Annotated in this window: 25 protein-coding genes and 1 riboswitch; of the genes, 17 read left to right on the plus strand and 8 right to left on the minus strand. The window is 52.7% G+C overall.

Features of this window, described 5'->3' with window-relative positions; genetic code table 11:
- The first annotated feature begins 38 nt into the window (after positions 1 to 38).
- The 13 genes from DESHY_RS08835 to DESHY_RS08890 all read left to right on the plus strand — a co-directional run bounded on the left by DESHY_RS08835 (position 39) and on the right by DESHY_RS08890 (position 10,444).
- Complete coding sequence (locus DESHY_RS08835; protein ID WP_008412081.1) at positions 39 to 1,046, plus strand: Nal1-like putative serine protease; 1,008 nt, start codon at positions 39 to 41, stop codon at positions 1,044 to 1,046.
- A 258-nt stretch (positions 1,047 to 1,304) separates the two neighbouring features.
- Positions 1,305 to 1,428: riboswitch (cyclic di-AMP (ydaO/yuaA leader) on the plus strand.
- A 5-nt stretch (positions 1,429 to 1,433) separates the two neighbouring features.
- Positions 1,434 to 2,405 (plus strand): CAP domain-containing protein, encoded by a 972-nt coding sequence (locus DESHY_RS08840; RefSeq protein WP_008412083.1) that lies wholly within the window; start codon positions 1,434 to 1,436, stop codon positions 2,403 to 2,405.
- A 177-nt stretch (positions 2,406 to 2,582) separates the two neighbouring features.
- Positions 2,583 to 4,235, plus strand: a complete 1,653-nt coding sequence (locus DESHY_RS08845) for a DUF3794 and LysM peptidoglycan-binding domain-containing protein (RefSeq protein WP_008412085.1) — start codon at positions 2,583 to 2,585, stop codon at positions 4,233 to 4,235.
- A 28-nt stretch (positions 4,236 to 4,263) separates the two neighbouring features.
- Complete coding sequence (locus tag DESHY_RS08850; RefSeq protein WP_008412086.1) at positions 4,264 to 5,364, plus strand: DUF3794 domain-containing protein; 1,101 nt, start codon at positions 4,264 to 4,266, stop codon at positions 5,362 to 5,364.
- A gap of 137 nt (positions 5,365 to 5,501) precedes the next feature.
- Entirely contained in the window at positions 5,502 to 6,200 is a 699-nt protein-coding gene (locus DESHY_RS08855; RefSeq protein ID WP_008412088.1) for a hypothetical protein, read from the plus strand.
- A 15-nt stretch (positions 6,201 to 6,215) separates the two neighbouring features.
- Positions 6,216 to 6,518, plus strand: coding sequence for a YbaB/EbfC family nucleoid-associated protein (locus DESHY_RS08860; RefSeq protein ID WP_008412090.1), 303 nt, complete (start codon positions 6,216 to 6,218; stop codon positions 6,516 to 6,518).
- A 13-nt stretch (positions 6,519 to 6,531) separates the two neighbouring features.
- Positions 6,532 to 6,831, plus strand: coding sequence for a YbaB/EbfC family nucleoid-associated protein (locus tag DESHY_RS08865; RefSeq protein ID WP_008412091.1), 300 nt, complete (start codon positions 6,532 to 6,534; stop codon positions 6,829 to 6,831).
- Between the two features lie 73 nt (positions 6,832 to 6,904).
- Positions 6,905 to 7,153 carry a hypothetical protein gene (locus DESHY_RS13670; RefSeq protein ID WP_235695549.1) on the plus strand — a complete coding sequence of 83 codons (249 nt, stop codon included), beginning with the start codon at positions 6,905 to 6,907 and terminating at the stop codon, positions 7,151 to 7,153.
- A gap of 134 nt (positions 7,154 to 7,287) precedes the next feature.
- On the plus strand, positions 7,288 to 7,488 hold the full coding sequence (locus tag DESHY_RS08870; RefSeq protein ID WP_048818017.1) for a hypothetical protein: 201 nt from the start codon (positions 7,288 to 7,290) through the stop codon (positions 7,486 to 7,488).
- 114 nt (positions 7,489 to 7,602) lie between these two features.
- Positions 7,603 to 8,148: a hypothetical protein gene (locus DESHY_RS08875; protein ID WP_008412092.1), complete on the plus strand. Its 546-nt coding sequence runs from the start codon at positions 7,603 to 7,605 to the stop codon at positions 8,146 to 8,148.
- A 29-nt stretch (positions 8,149 to 8,177) separates the two neighbouring features.
- Positions 8,178 to 9,293, plus strand: a complete 1,116-nt coding sequence (locus DESHY_RS08880) for a S8 family peptidase (protein WP_048818043.1) — start codon at positions 8,178 to 8,180, stop codon at positions 9,291 to 9,293.
- Between the two features lie 113 nt (positions 9,294 to 9,406).
- Positions 9,407 to 9,658, plus strand: a complete 252-nt coding sequence (locus DESHY_RS08885) for a heavy-metal-associated domain-containing protein (RefSeq protein ID WP_420795116.1) — start codon at positions 9,407 to 9,409, stop codon at positions 9,656 to 9,658.
- Positions 9,659 to 9,997: 339 nt separating this feature from the next.
- Positions 9,998 to 10,444, plus strand: coding sequence for a DMT family transporter (locus DESHY_RS08890; RefSeq protein ID WP_008412095.1), 447 nt, complete (start codon positions 9,998 to 10,000; stop codon positions 10,442 to 10,444).
- Positions 10,445 to 10,451: 7 nt separating this feature from the next.
- Here DESHY_RS08890 and DESHY_RS14735 read toward each other — a convergent pair whose 3' ends face one another.
- From DESHY_RS14735 to DESHY_RS08920, 8 genes are all read right to left on the minus strand, one after another.
- A complete protein-coding gene (locus DESHY_RS14735; RefSeq protein ID WP_274377194.1) occupies positions 10,452 to 10,583 on the minus strand; it encodes a hypothetical protein in 132 nt (43 codons plus the stop codon).
- Between the two features lie 13 nt (positions 10,584 to 10,596).
- Positions 10,597 to 10,941 (minus strand): biotin/lipoyl-binding protein, encoded by a 345-nt coding sequence (locus tag DESHY_RS08895; RefSeq protein WP_008412097.1) that lies wholly within the window; start codon positions 10,939 to 10,941, stop codon positions 10,597 to 10,599.
- A gap of 11 nt (positions 10,942 to 10,952) precedes the next feature.
- Positions 10,953 to 12,842, minus strand: coding sequence for an ABC transporter permease (locus tag DESHY_RS08900; RefSeq protein ID WP_008412098.1), 1,890 nt, complete (start codon positions 12,840 to 12,842; stop codon positions 10,953 to 10,955).
- 46 nt (positions 12,843 to 12,888) lie between these two features.
- Positions 12,889 to 13,332, minus strand: coding sequence for a hypothetical protein (locus tag DESHY_RS14620; RefSeq protein ID WP_008412100.1), 444 nt, complete (start codon positions 13,330 to 13,332; stop codon positions 12,889 to 12,891).
- Positions 13,332 to 14,042, minus strand: coding sequence for an ABC transporter ATP-binding protein (locus DESHY_RS08905; RefSeq protein WP_048818018.1), 711 nt, complete (start codon positions 14,040 to 14,042; stop codon positions 13,332 to 13,334). Before DESHY_RS08905 ends, DESHY_RS14620 begins: the two co-directional genes overlap by 1 nt.
- Positions 14,043 to 14,065: 23 nt before the next feature.
- The gene (locus DESHY_RS08910) at positions 14,066 to 14,545 is read right to left on the minus strand and encodes a GbsR/MarR family transcriptional regulator (protein ID WP_008412104.1); all 480 of its coding nucleotides are present in this window, start codon (positions 14,543 to 14,545) and stop codon (positions 14,066 to 14,068) included.
- A 147-nt stretch (positions 14,546 to 14,692) separates the two neighbouring features.
- A complete protein-coding gene (locus tag DESHY_RS08915) occupies positions 14,693 to 16,063 on the minus strand; it encodes an alanine/glycine:cation symporter family protein (protein ID WP_008412107.1) in 1,371 nt (456 codons plus the stop codon).
- A gap of 214 nt (positions 16,064 to 16,277) precedes the next feature.
- On the minus strand, positions 16,278 to 16,859 hold the full coding sequence (locus DESHY_RS08920) for a L,D-transpeptidase family protein (protein ID WP_008412109.1): 582 nt from the start codon (positions 16,857 to 16,859) through the stop codon (positions 16,278 to 16,280).
- Between the two features lie 192 nt (positions 16,860 to 17,051).
- Between DESHY_RS08920 and ispE the strand changes: the two genes are divergently transcribed.
- The 4 genes from ispE (at position 17,052) to ilvA (ending at position 20,690) form a co-directional block, all read left to right on the plus strand.
- The gene (ispE, locus tag DESHY_RS08925; RefSeq protein ID WP_008412111.1) at positions 17,052 to 17,900 is read left to right on the plus strand and encodes a 4-(cytidine 5'-diphospho)-2-C-methyl-D-erythritol kinase; all 849 of its coding nucleotides are present in this window, start codon (positions 17,052 to 17,054) and stop codon (positions 17,898 to 17,900) included.
- Positions 17,901 to 17,946: 46 nt separating this feature from the next.
- Entirely contained in the window at positions 17,947 to 18,639 is a 693-nt protein-coding gene (locus DESHY_RS08930; RefSeq protein ID WP_008412113.1) for a GntR family transcriptional regulator, read from the plus strand.
- A complete protein-coding gene (locus DESHY_RS08935) occupies positions 18,632 to 19,408 on the plus strand; it encodes an NTP transferase domain-containing protein (RefSeq protein WP_008412115.1) in 777 nt (258 codons plus the stop codon). Before DESHY_RS08930 ends, DESHY_RS08935 begins: the two co-directional genes overlap by 8 nt.
- 64 nt (positions 19,409 to 19,472) lie before the next feature.
- Positions 19,473 to 20,690, plus strand: coding sequence for a threonine ammonia-lyase (gene ilvA / locus DESHY_RS08940; RefSeq protein ID WP_008412117.1), 1,218 nt, complete (start codon positions 19,473 to 19,475; stop codon positions 20,688 to 20,690).
- The last annotated feature ends 61 nt before the right edge of the window (positions 20,691 to 20,751 follow it).

Here is a 20,751-nt window from a genome sequence, read left to right on the forward strand (position 1 = left end):
TATGATGATTTAGGACATTTTAGGGAGGGGTTTCCTTTATGGATAAGTTTTTTAAAACACTGGAAAAGGCCCGGTGGCGTTTGCTGGGTATGAAAAACGTGGTAGGGGTAGGTGTGGGCCATAAATATGTAGATATGCAGCGCACCGAACAGCCGGCCATCATTATTTTTGTCAAAAAGAAAGAAGAGCCGCAAAACCTGAGCCGGGAACATCTGGTACCCTATCAGATTAACGGTTTGACCACTGATGTAATCGAGGTGGGCGAGGTACGCCTGCTGGATGAAGAAAGAACCAAACACGTCAGGCCGGCCCAGCCGGGTCTCAGCATTGGCCATTACCGCGTAACAGCGGGAACCTTTGGGGCGGTGGTGCGGGATCGCCAAACCGGTGAGCGGCTCATTTTATCCAATAATCATATCCTGGCCAACGCTACCAACGGTAAGGACGGCCGTGCCGCCATCGGCGACCCCATTCTGCAGCCGGGAGAGTATGACGGCGGTACCCGGGAAGACCGGATTGCGACCCTGTTACGCTACATTCCGCTACAAAAGGGAGAAGCCCCCGCCACCTGCCCGGTGGCCAACGGTGCAGCCCGGTTTTTAAATATTTTTGTGCATACCGTCCGGCCCAATTACGACCTGAGATTTATCAAACGGGGCGGCACGCCTAACATAGTGGATTGCGCGGTGGCGCGCCCCGTCCGGCCCGAGTTGATAACGGATGATATTTTGGGCATTGGCAAAGTGCAGGGAGTGGAGCGGGCCAAACCAGGCATGCAGGTGGTTAAAAGCGGCCGCACCACCGGGATTACCCGGGGAACCGTGACGGCGGTGGGAGCAACCATGGAAGTAAAGCTGGATGATGAGAACACCGCTTATTTTGCCGACCAGGTGGTTACAGATATGAAATCCCAGGGGGGCGACAGCGGTTCCCTGGTGCTTAATCAAGAAAACCGGGCGGTGGGGTTGCTGTTTGCCGGTTCGGATAAGGTGACGGTGTGCAACCATATTCAAAACGTGCTGGATCAATTAAATGTCGAGTTTTAAGGCAGTGCGGTTGATAATCCTGGGGTAATTGATGCACCCCCGCCAAGTGACCGGCAGGGGTGCATCAATTACCGTTGGGCAACCACAACAAATTTCTGGCAATAGCTGGTATCCATAAAAAAATGTAAGACATTAGCCGGCAAAACCATTCTTCACTTAATCAGTTATTTTATTCAATAAATGTCAGGTATTACGGCTTTTGTAATAACAGACATTTTTTTGTATATTTAGGACAGGCATAGCCGGTTATGCCAGAAAACACAAAAAATGCCGAATCCATACGGTACGGAGGAACCAATTTGGGGGTGAATCCTGCTTGCCAGGTAGGGATTTCCTTGCCCGAACCCGTCAGCTAACTCCGGAGGCAACAAGGAAAGGAGACAACCAATGCAGTACCGACTTAAAAAGATGTCCGTATTTTTAGTTTCTATGTTGTTATTGACCCTGTTGTTACCTTTTGCTGCTCCGCAGGCAGCTTTAGCAGCTGCCGGCGATGACCAGGATATGGTGGAACTGGTTAACCAGGCAAGGATTAAGGCCGGACTGGCGCCCCTTGTATATGATTACCAATTATCTGTGCAAGCTGCCAATAACCTGGATTATTACCAGCAAACAGGGAAAATTCCCGGTTCCTCTATGTTGCTGCAGCAAGCTAAAAAAGGCGGCTACACCCTGCTGGGACAGACCGTTGTACGGGGCAGCAATGTTAAAGAAATGGTTGATAAGCAGTTAAAATACTATGGCAGCCGCTCTGTTTTAAATAACAAATATAACCGCATCGGTTTGGTAATTGCCGACACCGAGGCCGGCCAGCTATGTGTGCAGCTGCTGGCCAAAGCACCGGAGGAGCAAAACCGGCAGCCGTCTATGCCTTCACCCACTCCGGCAGAAACACCGCAACAGCCTCAACAGCCGCAAGAGCAGCCCCGGCAGCAGCCTGCCGAACAGCCCCAAGCAAATGCCTCCTTTATGAATGAACTGCAGCAGCAGGTGGTGGAACTGGTAAACAGCGAACGGGCTAAGTACGGCTTGCAGCCCCTGCAGGCTAAACAGGACCTTACCGAAGTGGCTATGTTAAAGGCCCAGGATATGTATAAAAACAAATACTTCTCCCATACATCTCCCACTTACGGATCTCCCTTTGACATGATGAAGAAGTACGGCATTCATTATACCGCTGCCGGCGAAAACATTGCCATGGGCCAGAGAACGGCCGCCCAGGTGATGCAGGATTGGATGAACAGCCCCGGCCACCGGGCCAACATTCTGAACAGCAACTACAATGAGATTGGCGTAGGTGTCTACCAGAGTTATACCGGTTACGGTTATATCTGGGTGCAGGAATTTGCCCGGCGTTGATTACAGCCGGGACAAACCTGCAGCCTGTACAAACAAACAGCCATAAAAAGGAAACAGGAGGAAAAATTTCCTCCTGTTTTTTTGCTTTTTCTTAAGGATTGACCACATTTTCAGCACATTTCTCCAGACAATCCAATATATATATATAAGGAGATATCTTGAAAGGAGGCTCGATTAATGGCCACGAAGAAAGGGCCCAAGCCAAAATTCCGCCGTTCCCTTGATAACGATAACAATAATAACAACAATAACAACAACGCCGCACTGGAAACAGAAAGATTTAGTTTGGAAGAGGTAGTGGGTGAAAATACAGAGCAGACCATCGTTCGTGGCACAATTTCTGTGCCCCAGGCAAAGCCGGAAGTGGAAGAAATACTGTCCACAGACACCTCCACCAAGCTGCGCAAGGTAGAAATCATTCCCAACAAGGTCATTGTAGAAGGAACCCTGAAGCTGGAAGTTATGTATACTGCCTTTAAAGTGGATCAGGCGGTGCACACCTTCCATGCAGAGTTGGATTTTACCGACTTTATCGAAGTTGAAGGAGCCCGGCCGGGCATGAATGTGGAAGTTGACATCGTGGTAGAGGATGTGAGCCTGACCAGAGATGCAAAGTGCGCCGAAGACTGGGATGTGGCGGCAGTTTTAAAAGTAACCGCCAGGGTTACGGAAACCCGGGATGTCAATGTTCTCACCGAGTGTCCCCAGGGATATAATTGCGAAACCGAACGGATGAACCTGCAGCACACCGTTGGCACCGGTACCAAGCAAGTACTTATTGATGACGAGTTTGAGGTGCCCGACGGCAAACCGGATGTAGAAAAATTTATCAAATGCATGTGTGATGTGGAGATTACCGACACCAAAATTATTAAAAACAAGGTGCTGATCGAGGGCGAAGTTGATCTGGAATGCATTTACACAGCCATGAAGGAAGATCAATCGGTTCACACACTGCATGAAACTTTTAAGTTTAACACCTTTATTGAAGTGGTAGGCGCTGAGCAGGGAATGAATGTTCAGGTGGATGCCATGGTGGAATCCTGCGATGTGGAAGTGGCGGAAACCAATGCCTGCAAGCTGTCTCCCACCATCGTATTGCGCCTGCGGGCCAGGGTGACCGAAGACCGGGAAGTAGATGTGATTACTGATATTGAGGATGCTGATGTGGATACCGTCACCCTGGATATGAAGAGCCTGGTGGGCGAAGGCTGCAAGCAGGTGGTGGTGCGGGATGCCCAGGAGCCGCCGTCAGAAAAGCCTGCCATTGACAAAATAAAAGAAGTTACTGCCGGCGATGTAGTTATTAAAGATACCGATGTAATCCGGGATAAGGTACTGGTAAAAGGGACCGTCGAGTTTCAGGTGCTGTATACGGCCATGAAAGCTGACCAGTCAGTTCATATGATCCATCGAAAAGTGGCCTTTAAGACCTTTATCGATGTGCCCGGCGCCCGCCCGGACAACGATGTGGACATTGACGTGGAAGTGGAATGGGCCAATGCCAAGACGGATGGCTGCGACCTGGTGCTGGAAGCCGTGCTTAATGTGTGCGCCCGGGTTACCGAAACGGTGGAACGGGAAGTAGTTACCGGCTTTCGCCCCAGACCTACCCCCACACCCACACCGACACCCACTGCGGCGCCTGAAGTATGCGTACCCGGCACCACCTTCAACTATGTGGTGCAAAGGGGCGATACCTTAAGCAAACTGGCCCAGCGCTACGGCACCACTGTGCAGGCCATCCTGGCAGTGAACCCGCAGATTACCAATCCCAACTTGATTACCGTCGGCCAGACCATCAAGATTCCTTGTGTTGCCAAGGGTTAAGAATAATTAATTTTAAGGAGGTAAAACAATGCCTAACGGTAACAACCAAAACGCCATCTTGCCAACCGCCAGGTGCGTACTGGTAAAACTGCCCATTGTACTGGCGGATGTCCGGGACTCGGTAACCGTAGACAATGTCAGCTGCCCCCCGGAGCCGGCCAAAAAAATTGACCACATTGACGTGGTGGTGCGGGATCTGGAAGCCGACCCGGTATTCAGCGGCCCGGTCATGAGCGGCCATGCTCCTTGCAACAGCCCCAAGGCCACCGTACATTTTGGTGACCCGGTTTGCGGCCCCCGGGAACTCCGCAGCATAACGGTGCACGGTACCCTGCACAAACAGGTGTACTATGTTAATAAAGAGGACGATGTCAGGCATTTTGGCGAGGATGTGCCTTTTACCAAAAGCATTAAATTAAGTCCCCCCCTGCCGGTCAGCAATCCCGGCAACATCGATATTGAATTCCGGGATGTAGACGTGGATGTAGACTTTGAACTGCCCCGTCCCACCCGGGTACAGCAAGTGGCAAACATTACCTTTACATTAAAAATAACCGAGGATCAGCAAATCTTTATCCAAACCTGCATACCGGATCAGGATTTGGTCGGAAGCCAGGTGCTGGCCAATACCGGATTTGAAGCCTTCGCAGGATGTGTGCTGGCAGTCTGGCAGCAGTCCAACGCAGCCCCGGGGCAGCAGGGGCGCAACGGCGGCTTTGCCGTTGGCCTGGGCGGACCTCCCGCCGGTTTCCTGCCGCCCGGCAGCTGCACGGCCAACCCGTCCCAACCGGCTTCCATAAGTCAAACCATACCTGCCGATGTAATCCGCCCCGGTCTCAGGTATGAATTCTGCTTCTATATCTCTGAAGCAGTTCCGCCGGGATCAGTGGCAGACTATACCGTTGAAGCCCGGGTAGCCTTCTTTGACGCAGCAGGCAATACCATTAATTCTGCCGCTGTACAGACCTTCACCGAAGAACAGATTAACGGCACCTGGGTGCAAAAGTGTGTCACCGCCACCGCACCGGCCGGAGCGGTTTCCGGCCTGGTATCCCTGGTCTTTACGCCGGAAGCAGGCAACGGGGCTTATGTGCTGGTGGATGACGCAACCTTAACCATTCGCGCTTAGCAAATACGGCAAAGCCGCCTGCCTTGGGGCGGCTTTCCTTTTTATACCAGGCTACAGAGATTGTCTGATAAACACGAAGCAGGACTGCGCCACATATATTATAGTGTTAGTTTTTTTTGACATAAGGAGGGGAAAGAATGGCTAACGATAGGGAAGAAAAACAGTTGCAGCAGGGCAGAGAACTGCCAACCCAGCCGTCCGACACCATTAGCCAGGGCCTGGACGAAGCCATGTTTAAGCTGCTGCATTTGCAAGCCCAGCATGGGGCAGACCACCATACTACAATGATTATGCTGGCCTTAATGAATCTGCTGGGTATTGTCAACTGCCTGAACCGTATTTTGCCGGAAAAACAACAGGTATCAGGAACCCGGGAGATGGCCGCCCAGCTGGCCGGGCTGCTGGGCGGGGCCATGCCGCCTCAGGGGGCTGCGGCGGCCGCCGGCAGCCCGGGGGGAATTGACCCGTCGCTGTTGGCTTCTCTGGCCGGACTGCTGGGCCCGCCCAGGGGGGCAGAAGCAACCGGCGAGATGGGCGGCAAACCAGGCCTTGATCCGGCCATGCTGGCCGCGCTGGCCGGCATGCTGGGCGGCCCCGCTGCCGGCGCCGCTAACCCGGCTGCCTTAATGGCGCTGCTGGCCAACTTGTTGGGGCCTAAGCGGCCGCCGGAGGGCCAGCGGGTAAAGGAACGGGAAGAGAAAAAAGAGCAGCCAAAGGATACGCCGGCCGAAAAGCCCTCCCAAGGCCAGGATAATACCAGGAAGGAGCAGGCTTTACCTCACCGGGGTATTTTGAAGTGGGATCCTCGGCTGGGCGCTCCCACATCATCGTTTTAAGGAGGTTGGTTAGGTTTGTTTGGTAATCTGGGCGGCATGTTGTCGCAGGTACAAAATATGCAGGAGTCCTTAAAGGAAATACAGGTGGAAATAACCGTAGGTGACGGGGATGTTACGGTTTTAATGAACGGTGTGCAAAATTTATTAAAGGTACAAATTGCGCCCCGGCTTATGCAACAGGATGTCCAGGAGTTAGAAGATAAAGTGGCGGAAGCTATTAACCTGGCCCAGCAGGCAAGCAGAAGCAAGGTGCAGGAACAGGTAGCCAAAATGACAGGCATTAACCTGTCCAATTTTATGAATATGTTTAAAGTTTAAGGAGGATGAGTTTGTGTTCGGCAACATGTCGAAAATACTTGGCCAGTTGCAGGGGTTGCAACAACAATTAAAGGAGCTGACGGTGGAGGCAACAGCGGGAGACGGGCTGGTAAGGGTTATCATGAACGGTCAGCAGCAGGTTTTAGCTGTCCGTTTTGATCCTGACCGCATTAATGCCACGGCTCCGGAAGAATTGGGCCAAATGCTGGCGGAAGCTTACCGGCAGGCCCAACAGGCCAGCAAAACCAAAGCCCGGGACGAGTTCAGCAAAGCCACGGGGCTTAATATAGCTAATTTGCCAGGCATTTTTTAAAAAACCATGATGTAAAAAAGGGCAGCCCGGGGGCAGTCCTTTTCAGAGTGTCGACAAACATTATCGGTGGTTTATGATCCCCTTTGGCTCCGGTCTACGCACCGACAGCACTATGATTCGCTACGGTCGCCATTGGGGTCGCCTCAAACGGGCCATCCTGGCCCGGTTCGGCTGGCGCCCACGTCCTGTGGGCGCCACCCCAATGGCTCCTTCGCTCATCAAGTGCTGTTACCGGTGCTTCGACAAGTCGCCGACAGGGGATCATAAAACCACCTCACTTTGTTTCACAGCCTTTGTCTATAGTCCGAAAAGGGCAGCCTGATGGCTGCCCTTTTTTACTTTGTCATGCAAAATTTGTCTGATTGGAATGTAACACAAAGTCCCCTTTTCTCATAATTTAATGTAAGAACGGTCCCGGGATATCGTTCACAGATTTAAACATAAGGAGGAATTTAGATGTCTAACGTACTGGAAGGCATTAAGGAAAAAGTTTCCGGAGGTTACGGCGGAAATCTTGGCCTTTGCTGCTGCTTGCTGCTGGCACTCTTTATCATCGGCATCGCTCTGGTATTCTGTGGTATTCTGCCTGTCCACCTGCTGGGTCTTTACCTGTTCCTGGCTTTGGCTATCTTCTGCTGCTGCTTTTGCTGGTGCTAATGGCTTAAATCAAAAGTTTGCTATCCTTTATGAGGGAAGGGGCTACACCCTCGTGTAGCCCCTTCCAGCCAGGAGATGTGTCCTTAGAGGTCTTGTTAGAAGGGAGTGATCACAGTGGGTGAAAGATCCAGCAACCGGCTCGCCAGTAACTTAGAGCAGCTGGTCACCAGATTGGAGAGCATCCACTCCCAAAAGAGCAGTGAACTGGATCAAGTTTCCGGTGTGCTGGCAAACATGGATAAACTGGTTGACATTGTTTCACGGGTTGAGCTGCAGCGCCAGGCAGAATACCAACTGAATGAACAACTGGATAAATTGAACGAGATCATAGAAAACCTTTCCGGCCAGCACAAAACTTCAAGCAAACGGGAGGTTTCGGTGGAGGAAACCTTACGCAAGGTCATTAAAGGGGTCAAGGTTACCGGCAAAGTGATGGATATTGTGGCGGGCAGCCTGGGTGTTATGTTTGACTCTATTGTAGCTACGGTAAAAGCCCAGGAGCGGCAGGGTGCTGCCCGGCACAATAAGGAAAAAGAGGTTGACTTAGCCAGTATTTTAACTCCCCTGGGCAATATCCTGCAGGGATTGTTGAGCAGCGACCAGGTGGATAACAACAGTGCCGGCAAACCGGTGAAGACGGAGGAAAACAAAGATGAGTAGAGGACGTGCCGGCTAAAGGGGTTGAAGCTATGGTCGGTAGAAAAAAACGGCAAAGAATAATCCTGTTCAAACATCGTCTTTATCGTGGTGAACTGACCCCGTCTCAAACAGAGTTCCTTTACCGAACAGGAGCACAGGAGATCAGTGTTCTGCCGCTTGTTAACGGCATTGCTTGCCTGTTGCCGGAGGAGGTAACGGATGAACAGCTGAGATCTGCCGGCATGGTGGCAGCGGTGGAAGAAAACTGTCAAATTCGTTTGGTGCCCTGGGCGCCGGCCAAGTTTAAACCTTTTCATTATGAGCAAGACCAGTTAATTCCCTGGGGTGTACATTATATCGGGGCCCCTGCCTGTTGGCCGGAAACCCGGGGTCAGGGAGTAAAAGTGGCAGTGATTGACAGCGGCATTGATGGCAGCCATCCAAACCTGGGGGGCAATCTCAAGGGGGGGATAAACTTGGTTGTCCCCGGTGCTTCTTATCATGACGACAACGGTCACGGCACCCATGTGGCGGGGATCATTGCCGCAGCCGACACTGGCAAAGGCATTGTAGGTGTAGCACCCGAGGCAAACCTGTATGCTGTCAAGGTGCTGGATCAAAAAGGCGAAGGGACTGTTTTGCATGCTATCCGGGCCATCCACTGGTGTTTAAACAACCGCATACAGGTGGCCAATATGAGTTTTGGCACCGATAAGTACAGCCAGGCTCTCGAAGAAGCGGTCCGGTCAGCCCGCCGGCAGGGCCTGCTGCTTGTGGCGGCAGCCGGTAATGACGGGGCCCCGTATACGGTGGATTATCCGTCGGTGTTTGATGAAACCCTCAGTGTTGCCGCGGCGGACAGCCGGGGCAAGTTAGCGAGCTTTAGCAGCAGCGGTCCGGAGGTGGATCTGCTGGCACCCGGCAGCAATATTGTATCAACCTACCTCTGGGGCAGTTATGTGCGGCTGAACGGCAGTTCCATGGCTACCGCCCACATTACCGGCGCAGCAGCTTTATTAAAGGCCAAATACCCGGAGGAAGATATTGATTCCCTGCGCCGTCGTTTGTTAGCCGGGGCCCAAAAGGTAAAGGGGATGTACAAAAACTTTACCGGCGCAGGAATGGTAAGGGTGGATGTGTCTTTGAAAATAGCCGGGGGTATTTAAAAGTGCAAACCATCGCAGTTACGGCCCCGGTCGGACGGCAGCAACCCGGCAGGGGTTGATTGTTGGTGTATAACGGCTCGGTTTACGGTAAAAAATAAGACATATCTCAGGAGGTGAACGTTTTGACCGAGCCTATGTCAGGGCATCAGCAAACTGTGACTGAAACATTCAAAATTGGCGGGTTGCAGGGTGGCAGGCATGATAAGCAGGAAATTGAAACTTATCTTTCGCAAATTGACGGAGTTGATAAGGTGATTGTGAATTTGCAGGATGCCACTGTGACGGTAGATTTTGACCCGGGGGTTATTCACACCGATTACCTGCGGGGGACATTGCGGTCCCTGGGCCATGACATTTTGGTTTAACGCCCGGCATCGGTAAAGCAGGCGGCAGGAATGCTTCAGAGTGTCGACAAACATTATGGGTGGTTTATGATCCCCTTTGGCTCCGGTTTGCGCACCGACAGCCACGATGATTCGCTACGGTGGCCATTGGGGTCGCCTCAAACGGCCGCTCCTGGCCGGTTCGGCTGGCGCCCACGTCCTGTGGGCGCCACCCCAATGGGCTCCTTTCGCTCATCAAGTGCTGTTACCGGTGCTTCGACAAGTCGCCGACAGGGGATCATAAAACCACCTCACTTTGTTTTACACCTTTGTCTACAGTCTGAAGCAGGCTGCAGGCCTGCTTTTTCCTTGGAGGATGGCATGGACAACAAGTTGTTAGCTCTTATTATCGCTGCTGCGTCCGGCTTAACCATGGCCCTGCAGGGGACCTTAAATGCCGCCTTGGGCAGGATTGCCGGTTTGTGGGAAGCGACCCTGATAGTGCATGTGGTGGGTACGATGGCGGTTGGCATACTGGTTTTCATTTGCCGCTTGGGCACCTGCGAGTTGGCAAAGTGGGCGGCTGCCCCCTGGTATACTTATTTGGGGGGCATCTTAAGCGTCTTAATTGTTTATATGGTGGCCCGCAGTATTCCTGCGGTGGGTGTTGCACCGGCCACCACCGCCATTATTGTGGGACAAGTGTTAACCGCTGCGGCCATCGATCACCTGGGTCTCTTTGGGGTAGCCCGCATGCCCTTTAATTGGTATCACCTGGCCGGCACTTTTCTTATGGCTGCCGGGGCATTTTTATTACTGAAGAAATAATCTTAAATTAATCTGCCGGCTGCCGGCTGCCATCCCTAATAATCACACTGCCGGGGGACAGCCCGTCGATAATGGCTATCTGATCATTGTCCTGGGGGCCGGTTTGCACGGTCCGGTAGGTTGTTCGGCCGTTTACCACCTCCATAACCTGCTTACTGCCGTCCGGTCCGGTGCGTATCGCTGTTAAAGGGATCAACGGCAAACCGACAAATTTCCCGAACGGCCAAATCAAGATTTTCCGTGATTGCCAGGGTTTGCCCTTGGCTAACTGACTGGCCGTTTTTTACCGGCACCTGCACCACCCGGGCAGGTTGGCTGGCATACAGATCATGTTTAACCGCCGGCCGTACAATGCCAAATTCCTCCACGGTTTGCACAATCGTACCGGTTTTAACTGTTACAGTTTCCGGTGCCGGACTGTTGCCGGTAAGTTTAACCAGGCTAAATACCGCCAGCATCAACAGCCCGCCGGCCAGGTAAATATTTTTTTGGCGCATCCGGAACCCCCCTAATCTTTATTTTTCAGCACCTCTGCGAAATCCAGTTGCCGCAGTTGCCGTACCGCAAGCAAATGCGCAGCAGCAATAAACAAAATACCTCCCAGTGCAGCGTAAAGATAAGTAGCCGGGTAAATAACCGCAGGCAGGCTAAAGAGATCGCTGCTGACAGCCTGCGCATAACCCCGGGCCATGAAATAACCCAAGGGCAGCCCTAACAATACGCCCGGCAAGGCTTGCAATATGGTGACCCGGTGCAGCAGCCCGGCAACCTCCCTGGCGGTGAAGCCCAGCATCAGCAGGCTGGCCAGTTCCCGCTTGCGTTCATTAAAATTAATCACCGCGGTATTATAAACAATGGCAAACCCCAGCAGGGCAGCAAACAACACCATGAGGGAAACTGTGTAAAGCAAACTGTCCAGGTTTTGTTTAAAATAATCCAGCTCTTTTTGCTTACTTAGGATAAAGGACACGCCTGTCAGCCGGTTAAGTTGGTTTTCCGGCTCAACGCTTAGCCCAGGGTCAACCAACAGCATAGCACCCGATACCAGGTGACTTTCTCCCAGCAATTGGTTAGCCTGGGGCAGGCGGATATAGGATGCCTGGCCGATAATCTGGTGGTGGATACCGGCTACTTTTAAGGCAGCCTTGCGTGATAACCCTTTTTCTCCCATGATTTCCGCTACCACCCAGTGGCCGGGCCGCAAGCCCAGTTTTTGGGCCGTTCTGGCATGAACCAAAAGCCCTGCCGGAGGTAGATGCATGGGTTGGCCGGCCGCTTCAGTCAATTTTTTCAAGGTAACTCCGGCGGGAAGCCCGACCAGGAGATTTTCTTCAGATTTTCCTTGGTGGTGCAGCCTGACAGGTAGTTCCAGCAACGGCTCCACCTTTTGCACACCCGCCAGACGGCGGATAGCCAGCAGTTCGCTTTCTTTCACCGGGTGGGAAAAACGCAACAAATAGTTATAACGCTGCTGCTGTTGGAAATGTTCTCTCAGCATGTAGTCAACGGCATCCCGGGTAAAGAGAGCTGCCACCAGCATGCCCACTGCCAGCATGACGCCTGCCAGGGTAAAGGCAAAACGGCCCCGGTGGCGCAGGGTGGTGCGCCAGCTCATTTTCCGGCCGGCATCCAGTCGGCGCCAGAACCATTGCCACTTTTCCGGCAGGATGGGGCCGCCTTTCAGAGGCGGTGCCGGCCGCATAGCTGTGGCCGGCTGTATTTTGCTGATGTCTTGGGAAGCAGTAACGCCGGCCAAGCCACCGGTCGCCAGGCTGAGCCAAAAGCCGTACAAGATGGCCTGCTGGTTAACCCCGCCAAGGGCGGCAGGCAGGTTAAAGTATTTGGCAAAGGTTTGAGAAATTACCGAGGCCAGCAGTACACCCAGCAGGCAGCCCAGCAGCGCACCTGCCAGGGCCACTGCTAAGGCATATGCCGTATAGTGGGCAATAATTTGACCGTTGCGGCAGCCCAGGGCTTTCATAACCCCGATTTGCGTGCGCTGAGATTTGATCAGCCTTCTCAATACAATAAATTGAATGGCTGCTGCAATGCCCAGGAAGATGACCGGCAGAAAACGTGAGGAAGCCCGCAGGCCATCCAGTTTAGATTGCAAAACCGCGTGGCTTAACTGCTGTTGCCGGGGATAAGCGGCTAAATTGCCGTAAGGCTGCAAAATGTGTTCAACCTGCTGTCTAACCTTCTTTTCATCTGCGCCGGGCGCCAGTTTAATTACTACCTGGTTAATCTGGCCCGGCAGGTTTAAAATTTGCTGGGCCGAATGGTGAGACATCATGATTATGCCGAAGTTTTGCGGATCGGTAACCAGACTGGCGGCGTCTTGCATCGGATATATTAGTTCCGGGCCGGTGGCGGTGCCCACTACGGTCAGGGGAACCACCCGGCCAGCCGCAATAATTTTAACAGTATCGTTAACAGACAGATGATTAACCCGGGCAAACCTGGGATCGGTTTAAAATTTCCATGCTGCCGCCTTGGGAGTATTTATTAAAAAGGCGACCGGTCAGCACTTGCACTTGGTTAACCTCACCCGTCATGGGGATGGGGTAGCTGATTAAACGCACAGTAGCCCGCCGGTTATTTTCTCTTAAAAGAGGCAGGTCTTTTTGCAAGCGGCCGGTGGCTTTAGCCACGCCGGGGAGAGCGGCAATTTGCTTAACCACTTGTTCAGGGGCTTGAACCACATGAAAGTAATAGTCGGCAAAAAGGTATGTCCGGTAAAAATCAGCCTGGGAACGGCTAAGATTGTAATATGAAGTGGCCATGGCAATGTAAAGGGAAATGCCGGCCATGACCACTGCCACCACCGCCAGAAAGGGCCCTCGGGTATGCCGGATGGTACGCAGCAGCTTTTTGGTTAGTACACTCACTACCAATCAATCCTTTCCGGCGGGAGGGGTGAGGGGTTAACGGCAATTTCCAGGATGCTGCCGCTGCCCATGCGCACAGTGCGTTGGGCCAACCGGCCGATGACGGTGTTGTGAGTAACAATAACAACCGTGCTGCCATACCGGCGGTTAATCCGGGACAGCAAATCCAGAATGCGCCGGCCGGTTTGTTGGTCCAGAGCACCGGTGGGTTCATCACATAGCAATAATTGAGGCTTTTTTACTGCTGCCCGGGCAATGGCCACCCGCTGCTGTTCGCCACCGCTCAATTGAGAAGGAAAATGATGCTGCCGGTTGATTAAACCTACCTCTCTTAATACTTCATCCACCGGCAGCGGGTCAGTCACCAGGTGGGCGGCCAGTTCCACGTTTTCCCGGGCGGTTAAATCAGAAATTAAATTATAAAACTGAAAGACAAAACCTACTTGCTCCCGTCGGTAGCGGGTCAGCCTTGCTTCATTGGCCCGGCTCAGGTTTTCACCGGCAAAAAACAAATCTCCCGTAGAAGGTGCATCCATGCCGCCGATGATATTTAATAAAGTACTTTTGCCTGAGCCGCTGGGGCCTAAAATTACCAGCAACTCACCGGGATAAATTTCCAGGGAGGTTTCTTTTAAAGCTTGAACGGTTACTTCCCCCATGACAAACCGGCGGCTTACTTGCTGCAATCTTAACAGCGGCATCTTTGACATCATTATGTCCCCCTTCGGACGGGTTATGTAGTACGAAACTCGCCCTTTTGCCAGCGCTCGTAATATTCATTGATGTCTGACAAATACCAGTTAATAAAATCAAAATAATCCTTCATGGCCAGCAGGTTTTGGGCTGCTTGCTGATTTTCCGTCGACAAAATACCAAGGCCCCGGGCAATGATAGCCTCCCACTCATGAAGTGCTTTCAGTTTAGCAGACATGGCCCTCACCCAGGCGGTGGTATTGACGCGGAAATAAGTTTTTCTCTCGCCCGGCAGGCTTACCTTTTCAATAAATTGAATCAGCAAACCCTGGCGGATGGTGAGGGAGGCGGTGGCTTTGCTAAACAACAGATCTTCGGCAATTTCATCCAACGTTTTTGGTTGTTCAGCCAGCAACAGATAGGCAAAAACCCGGCCCAAAGTCTTAGAGGCACCGGATTTTTCAAACAGCAGGCCCATATCTTCAATAAATGAATACATGGCATGTTCTAGTGTTCCCATAGTTTGTAATCCCCTTGCATAATAATGTTGCGGTTATTATACAATATAGTTTGTTTAATTGCAATTAAACAAACTAAAAAAGCCAAACCCCCTGCAATAAGGCAGGGGGGTTTGGCTTTTAATAAACTTTGCCAAGATAAATTAAAGTTATGCTCCTATGGAAGTACCGGAGCGTTCCGCTTGTTTCTCACGCTTTCTGATTTCCATGAAAGACTTGGTTTCCGAAACAATAACACCCGACAGTCCCAGCAGGCCGATCAAGTTGGGGATAGCCATGGCGCCGTTTAAGGTGTCGGCAATATCCCAAACCAGATCCAGTTCCAGGGTGCAGCCAATAAAAGTGGCAATTACAAAGGCGTAACGGTAGTAAACAACCGCCTTGCGGCTAAAGATGTACTGGAAGCACTTTTCACCGTAATAGGACCAGCCCAGTACAGTGGAATAAGCAAAAAAGATAAGACCGATTGTGACAATGTATTTACCCATGCCGGGCAGGAAAGCTTCAAAGGAAGCAATGGTCAGTTGAGCACCCGAAGCTTCACCGGTATAGAGACCGGCCATAGCTAAGACAATGCCGGTAATGGAACAAACCACAATGGTGTCCAAAAAGGTACCGGTCATGGAAACCAGGGCCTGGCGACCGGGGTGGTCGGTTTTGGCAGCGGCTGCCGCAATGGGGGCAGAACCCAAACCGGCTTCGTTGGAGAAAACCCCGCGGGCTACGCCGTAGCGAATAACCGTACCCAGGGCGCCGCCGGCAACCGCCTGGCCGGTAAAAGCATCGCTAAGAATAAGGGCGAGGGCGGGACCTAATTTATCCAGGTTCAGGACAATAATAGCCAGGCCGCCCAATACATAAAAGATAGCCATAAAAGGCACCACAAAGCCGGTAACCCGGCCGATGCTTTGAATGCCGCCCAGGATGACGGCACCGGTTAAAATAGCAAGAATGATACCGGTAATGATGGGGCTGATGCCAAAGGTGCCGTTCATGGCCATGGCCACCGAGTTGGTCTGAGTCATATTGCCGATACCAAAGGAAGCAAAGGCGCCAAAAAAGGCAAAGGCCCAGGCCAGCCATTTCAGTTTCAAGCCCCGGTCAATGTAATACATGGGGCCGCCGGCCATTTCCCCCTTTTCGTCCACAATACGGTATTTAACAGCCAGGATGGCCTCACCGTATTTGGTGGCCATACCGAAAAAGGCGGTTACCCACATCCAAAAAACAGCCCCCGGCCCGCCGGTAAATACCGCCGTAGCCACGCCGGCAATATTACCGGTGCCAATGGTAGCTGCCAGGGCGGTCATTAAGGCGTGGAAGTGAGAAATGTCACCCTCGGATTTTTTGTCTTGCTGGCGGGGTGAAAAAGCCAGCTTCAGGGCATAGGGCAGGGTTCTTACCTGCAGGAACCCCAGCCGCAGGGTGAGGAAGATGCCGGTGCCCACCAAAAACACCAGCATGTAAGGGCCCCACACAAATGAATTCAACTTGCTGACAAAAGCTGCAAAAGCATCCAAAATAAAACCACCTACCTTAGTTAAAAATAATTATTTTAAAATTTATATTCAATGGCGACAATCTTTTTCCTGCAAAATTCAAAAAATAATGTATGTATACAATGGACAAATGAATTATTGACAAAGACTCAAATCTTTGGTTAAGGCTTGTCCGCCGGTTAATCACGCACAGCGGCTTTGCCGGGTGCATGACCGGCTGATCATCCCGGTTTGTTTAGCCGGGAATATAAATAATTTGCCCCACCTGCAACAGATGCGGGTTTGCCAGGTGGCTGTTGGCGGCCAGGAGTACATCCAAAGCCACATTATATTGCCGGGCAATTTTCCACAGGGTATCGCCGGGACGCACCACATGCCTGCGGTGATCCAGCGGCAGGCCGCTGCCGGGGTCAGGGGCGACGGCGGGGTTCTCCCGCCGGTTATAACCGGGTACGGCGGCAATGCGAACCGGTGTCCCCAGCGGTACCTGGGGGAAAAGTTCTTCTACATGGTGATTATGCATACGAATACAACCAAGAGAAACCAGGTTGCCGATGGAGGCGGGGTTGTTGGTGCCATGGATGCCGTAATTGCCGCCGGGAATATTTAACCCCAGCCAGCGGCTGCCCAGGACACCGCCCGGGTTGGTTACTTTGTTAATCACCCTGAAATCGCCGGCAGGCGTCGGAGTGGCCGGTTTTCCCACCCCCACCGGGTAACTTTTGGTCAAGCGGTCACCGGTATAAACACTCAAGCGCCTGGTTTGGGGATCTATGAACAGGGTAAGTCCTGCCCGGTACATTTTGCTTTCATTCATAAAAGCCCCTCCTTTCGTATGTTTTATATTATGATGGACGGTGGTTGCGGCTGCTCGTATTTTTTTGGCAGTGATAGTAAATAATAGAAATTAAAGCGCTGCAATTTGGATGGGAGAATTGCCTGTGGCAAAAGAAGGTTTTTGCTTCCTGTGTGGGGAATAGCAGTTTTATTACTGCATAGGAGGGGAAACATGGGACTGCGACTGAATGCCCATGGCAAAATAAACTTAACGTTGGACGTACTGGGACGCCGACCGGACGGCTATCACCAGGTAGAAATGATCATGCAGAGCATCGGGCTGCATGATACCCTGGAGTTTGCCTACCGGCCGGGGGAAATAGTGCTTGATGTATCCGGTGTCCCCGTAACGGCAGGCGAAGACAACCTGGTCTTTAAGGCGGCCCGCTTACTGCGGCAGTACGCAGGCGAGCAGGCGGGAGCCCTGATCCGCCTGCATAAAGAAATACCGGTGGCCGCCGGTCTGGCCGGCGGTTCCAGCAACGCGGCCGCCGCCCTGCGGGGACTGAACAGGCTATGGCAGCTGGGATTGACGGATGAACAACTGAGCCGGCTGGCGGTGCGGCTGGGGGCGGATGTGCCCTTTTGTCTGTTGGGGGGCACCGCCATTGCCAGGGGAGTGGGCGAATTGCTGACACCGTTGCCGCCCGCCCCGCGTTTTGGTGTGGTATTGGTAAAGCCGCCCTTTGGAGTCAGCACAGCGGAGGTTTACAGAAATTTAAACCTGGCCGCCCTGGGTAGCCGGCCGGACACAGCAGCTATGGCAGAGAGCCTGCGCCAAGGAGACTTGAGCCGGGTGGCTGCTAACCTGTGCAACGTGCTGGAGAGTGTTACCATAAAATGGCATCCCCAATTGCAGCAGGTGAAAGAAGCGTTGCTGGCTGCGGGGTGCCTTGGTGTGTTAATGTCGGGCAGCGGCCCCACTGTTTTTGGGCTTACGGAAGATGAAGCTGCCGCTGCCTCTGTTGCCCGCCGGCTTGTGTTACCTGACTGTCAGATTTTGGCCTCGGTTATGATATAATAATTTGATTGTAAAGGCAAAAAAATATTTTGAGGGGGCGGAGCAAGTGAGCGAACCGAGATTAGTGCCGATTAAATTAGATGCCTATAAACCTTTGCGGGAAATAGTTTTTGAAACCCTGCGGGAGGCTATTATATCCGGCAAACTGGAACCCGGCGAACGGTTAATGGAAATTCAATTGGCGGAGGAGATGGGTGTCAGCCGCACCCCTGTCAGGGAAGCCATCCGTAAGCTGGAGTTGGAAGGTTTTGTGGTGATGATTCCCCGCAAGGGGGCCTATGTGGCCGGCATTTCCTTAAAAGATATCACGGATGTGTTTGAAGTGCGGGCGGCTCTGGAAGCCCTGGCAGCCGGCCTGGCTGCCGAACGGGCTACCGAGGAAGAGATTGAGCAGTTGGAAAGGTCCTTGCTGGCTTACTCTGAGCAAACCAATAAGCAGGATATCAACGGCATTGTGGAATCAGACACGGATTTTCACGATTTGCTGTACAAGGCCAGCCGCAATGAACGGTTACAGCAGATTATCACCCACCTGCGTGAAATAATTCAGCGGGTAAGAACGGTATCCCTTTCTCAACCGGGCCGCAGCAAGGATGCGGTGGAGGAGCACCGGCAGATTGTGGATGCCATTGCCGACCGCAACATTGAACTGGCCCAGAACCTGGCCCGGGAGCATATTTACAATGCCGAAAACAGCATGTTGAATTCCCTTAAGGGGGCACAAAAAAAGGATGATTGATGCCCTGGTGCTGGCCGGCAGTCCTAACACCGGTGCTTTGCACGGTGTCAGCCGGGAACCCTATGAAGCCCTGATCAAGATCGGGCCGCGCAGGATGATTAATTATGTGCTTAACGCCCTGCAACAATCCGGCCAGGTGGGTCGCATTATGGTGGTGGGGCCTGCGGCGGTAAAAGAAGTTTTGCCGCCGCAGGTCCAATGGACGGCCGCCGGGCAAAGTTTGACAGAAAATATTCAGCGGGGCTGCAGCCAAATGAACCGGCCCTTTTTGCTGGTTACTTCGGATATCCCGCTGCTTACCGGTGAAGCGGTAACGGGTTTTGTATCCCTTTGCGGGGATCGCAGCCTGGATTTTTATTTTCCGCTGGTACCCAAGGAGATGATTACGGCCAGGTTTCCGGGTGCCAAGCGCACCTATATCCGGTTTCGGGAGGGTATTTTTACCGGCGGCAACCTGTTTTGGGTTAATCCCCGGGTGGTGGACGGGTGCCTGGGTCTGGCCCGGGAATTGGTGCAACTGCGCAAGCAGCCCCTGGCACTGGCCAGGCGGGTGGGCTTCAGCCTGCTTTGCAAGTTATTGCTGCGGCGGCTTACCCTGGCGGAAGCGGAGGCGAGAGCCGGCCGCTTGCTGGGGATTAAGGGCCGGGCCGTAATTTGCCCTTACCCGGAAGTAGGCATGGATGTAGATAAACCCTCCGATCTGCAGTTGGTTTGTCGGGTGTTAGGATACCGGCAGGCCGGGCCGGCAGGAACTTTGCCGGCGCCCTGAGGTTTGACAAAACTAAATCAAGTTGAGCACCGTCCCCCCGACTTAAATGCAAGGAGCAGGTGTTATGGGTTATCAGGATGTCACTTTACAGGATATTATGGCAGCCAGGGAAAGGTTGCAGGGAATCTGCCGGCATACGCCGTTGGAACCGGCTGAATACTTTGATCAAATGACCGGCACGCAGGTTTTTTTAAAACTGGAGAACTTGCAAAAGACCGGTTCCTTTAAACTGAGGGGTGCCTGCAATAAGATTGCTGTGCTGGGCAAGGCGGCGGGCCGGGGCGTGGTGGCAGCCTCCGCCGGCAATCATGCCCAGGGAGTGGCCTTTGCCGCCAGGCAGGCATCAATACCTGCCACTATAGTTATGCCCGAGGGGGCACCCATTACCAAGGTGGAGCGCACCCGCTCTTTCGGGGCTCATGTGGTATTGCAGGGTCAGGGATACGACGATGCTTTTTGCCGGGCCCAAGAGATCCGACAGGAAACCGGGGCCGCCTTTGTGCATGCCTTTGATGACCCCTGGGTAATTGCCGGGCAAGGCACGGTTGGCTTAGAGCTGCTGGCAGACCTGCCGGAGGTGGAAACCGTTTTGGTGCCGGTGGGCGGCGGCGGGCTGATTTCAGGTGTTGCCTGCGCCATTAAAGAATTGCGGCCCGGCGTACAGATCATCGGGGTGGAGGCGGCAGACGCCCCTTGTATGCTGGAAGCCTGCCGCAAGGGCAAGGTAACCGAATTGGCTGCCGCCCACACCATTGCCGACGGTATAGCGGTACGCCGGGCCGGCGATCTTACCTTTAAAATGGTGCAGCATTATGTGGATCAAATAGTTACGGTAACAGATGAAGAAATAGCCCGGGCCATTTTGCTGCTGCTGGAAAATGCCAAACTGGTGGTTGAGGGAGCCGGGGCGGTGGGAATTGCCGCCCTGCTGCATGGAAAATGCCGGACGGCGGGTAAAAAGGCGGCGGTTATCCTGAGCGGCGGCAACATCGATGTTAACGTCGTCTCCATCATTATTGAACGGGGTCTGGTGAAGGCGGGGCGGTACTTAAGACTGCGTACCGTTATTACAGACAAACCCGGTTCGTTGCAAAAACTGTTATCTGCTTTAGCCGCCGGCGGGGCTAATGTAATTTCTGTTGCCCATGACCGGATTAAGCCCAGTGTGCCGCTGACCCAGGCCGAAGTGGAGCTTGCTTTGGAAACCAGGAATGCAGCACACCTGCAGGAAATTGTACAATCCTTGACCAATATGGGTTATGCTTTGGAGGTGTTAAAATAGTCTATAAAAAAAGACAGAAAAATTATAAGAAAGTTTTGAAATAAGCAGGAATTTCCTTTTC

Source organism: Desulforamulus hydrothermalis Lam5 = DSM 18033 (assembly GCF_000315365.1).
GTDB classification, from domain to species: domain Bacteria; phylum Bacillota; class Desulfotomaculia; order Desulfotomaculales; family Desulfotomaculaceae; genus Desulfotomaculum; species Desulfotomaculum hydrothermale.

What these genes read in the sequence shown, in the direction of transcription:
- DESHY_RS08855 (WP_008412088.1), top strand. Translation starts at nt 5,502, where the DNA reads ATGGCTAACGATAGGGAAGAAAAACAGTTGCAGCAGGGCAGAGAACTG.
- DESHY_RS08935 (WP_008412115.1), top strand. Translation starts at nt 18,632, where the DNA reads ATGATTGATGCCCTGGTGCTGGCCGGCAGTCCTAACACCGGTGCTTTG.
- DESHY_RS08905 (WP_048818018.1), bottom strand. Translation starts at nt 14,042, where the DNA reads ATGTCAAAGATGCCGCTGTTAAGATTGCAGCAAGTAAGCCGCCGGTTT.
- DESHY_RS08870 (WP_048818017.1), top strand. Translation starts at nt 7,288, where the DNA reads ATGTCTAACGTACTGGAAGGCATTAAGGAAAAAGTTTCCGGAGGTTAC.
- DESHY_RS08895 (WP_008412097.1), bottom strand. Translation starts at nt 10,941, where the DNA reads ATGCGCCAAAAAAATATTTACCTGGCCGGCGGGCTGTTGATGCTGGCG.
- DESHY_RS08880 (WP_048818043.1), top strand. Translation starts at nt 8,178, where the DNA reads ATGGTCGGTAGAAAAAAACGGCAAAGAATAATCCTGTTCAAACATCGT.
- DESHY_RS08920 (WP_008412109.1), bottom strand. Translation starts at nt 16,859, where the DNA reads ATGAATGAAAGCAAAATGTACCGGGCAGGACTTACCCTGTTCATAGAT.
- DESHY_RS08835 (WP_008412081.1), top strand. Translation starts at nt 39, where the DNA reads ATGGATAAGTTTTTTAAAACACTGGAAAAGGCCCGGTGGCGTTTGCTG.
- DESHY_RS08840 (WP_008412083.1), top strand. Translation starts at nt 1,434, where the DNA reads ATGCAGTACCGACTTAAAAAGATGTCCGTATTTTTAGTTTCTATGTTG.
- DESHY_RS08890 (WP_008412095.1), top strand. Translation starts at nt 9,998, where the DNA reads ATGGACAACAAGTTGTTAGCTCTTATTATCGCTGCTGCGTCCGGCTTA.
- DESHY_RS08910 (WP_008412104.1), bottom strand. Translation starts at nt 14,545, where the DNA reads ATGGGAACACTAGAACATGCCATGTATTCATTTATTGAAGATATGGGC.
- ilvA (WP_008412117.1), top strand. Translation starts at nt 19,473, where the DNA reads ATGGGTTATCAGGATGTCACTTTACAGGATATTATGGCAGCCAGGGAA.
- ispE (WP_008412111.1), top strand. Translation starts at nt 17,052, where the DNA reads ATGGGACTGCGACTGAATGCCCATGGCAAAATAAACTTAACGTTGGAC.
- DESHY_RS13670 (WP_235695549.1), top strand. Translation starts at nt 6,905, where the DNA reads ATGATCCCCTTTGGCTCCGGTCTACGCACCGACAGCACTATGATTCGC.
- DESHY_RS08850 (WP_008412086.1), top strand. Translation starts at nt 4,264, where the DNA reads ATGCCTAACGGTAACAACCAAAACGCCATCTTGCCAACCGCCAGGTGC.
- DESHY_RS08845 (WP_008412085.1), top strand. Translation starts at nt 2,583, where the DNA reads ATGGCCACGAAGAAAGGGCCCAAGCCAAAATTCCGCCGTTCCCTTGAT.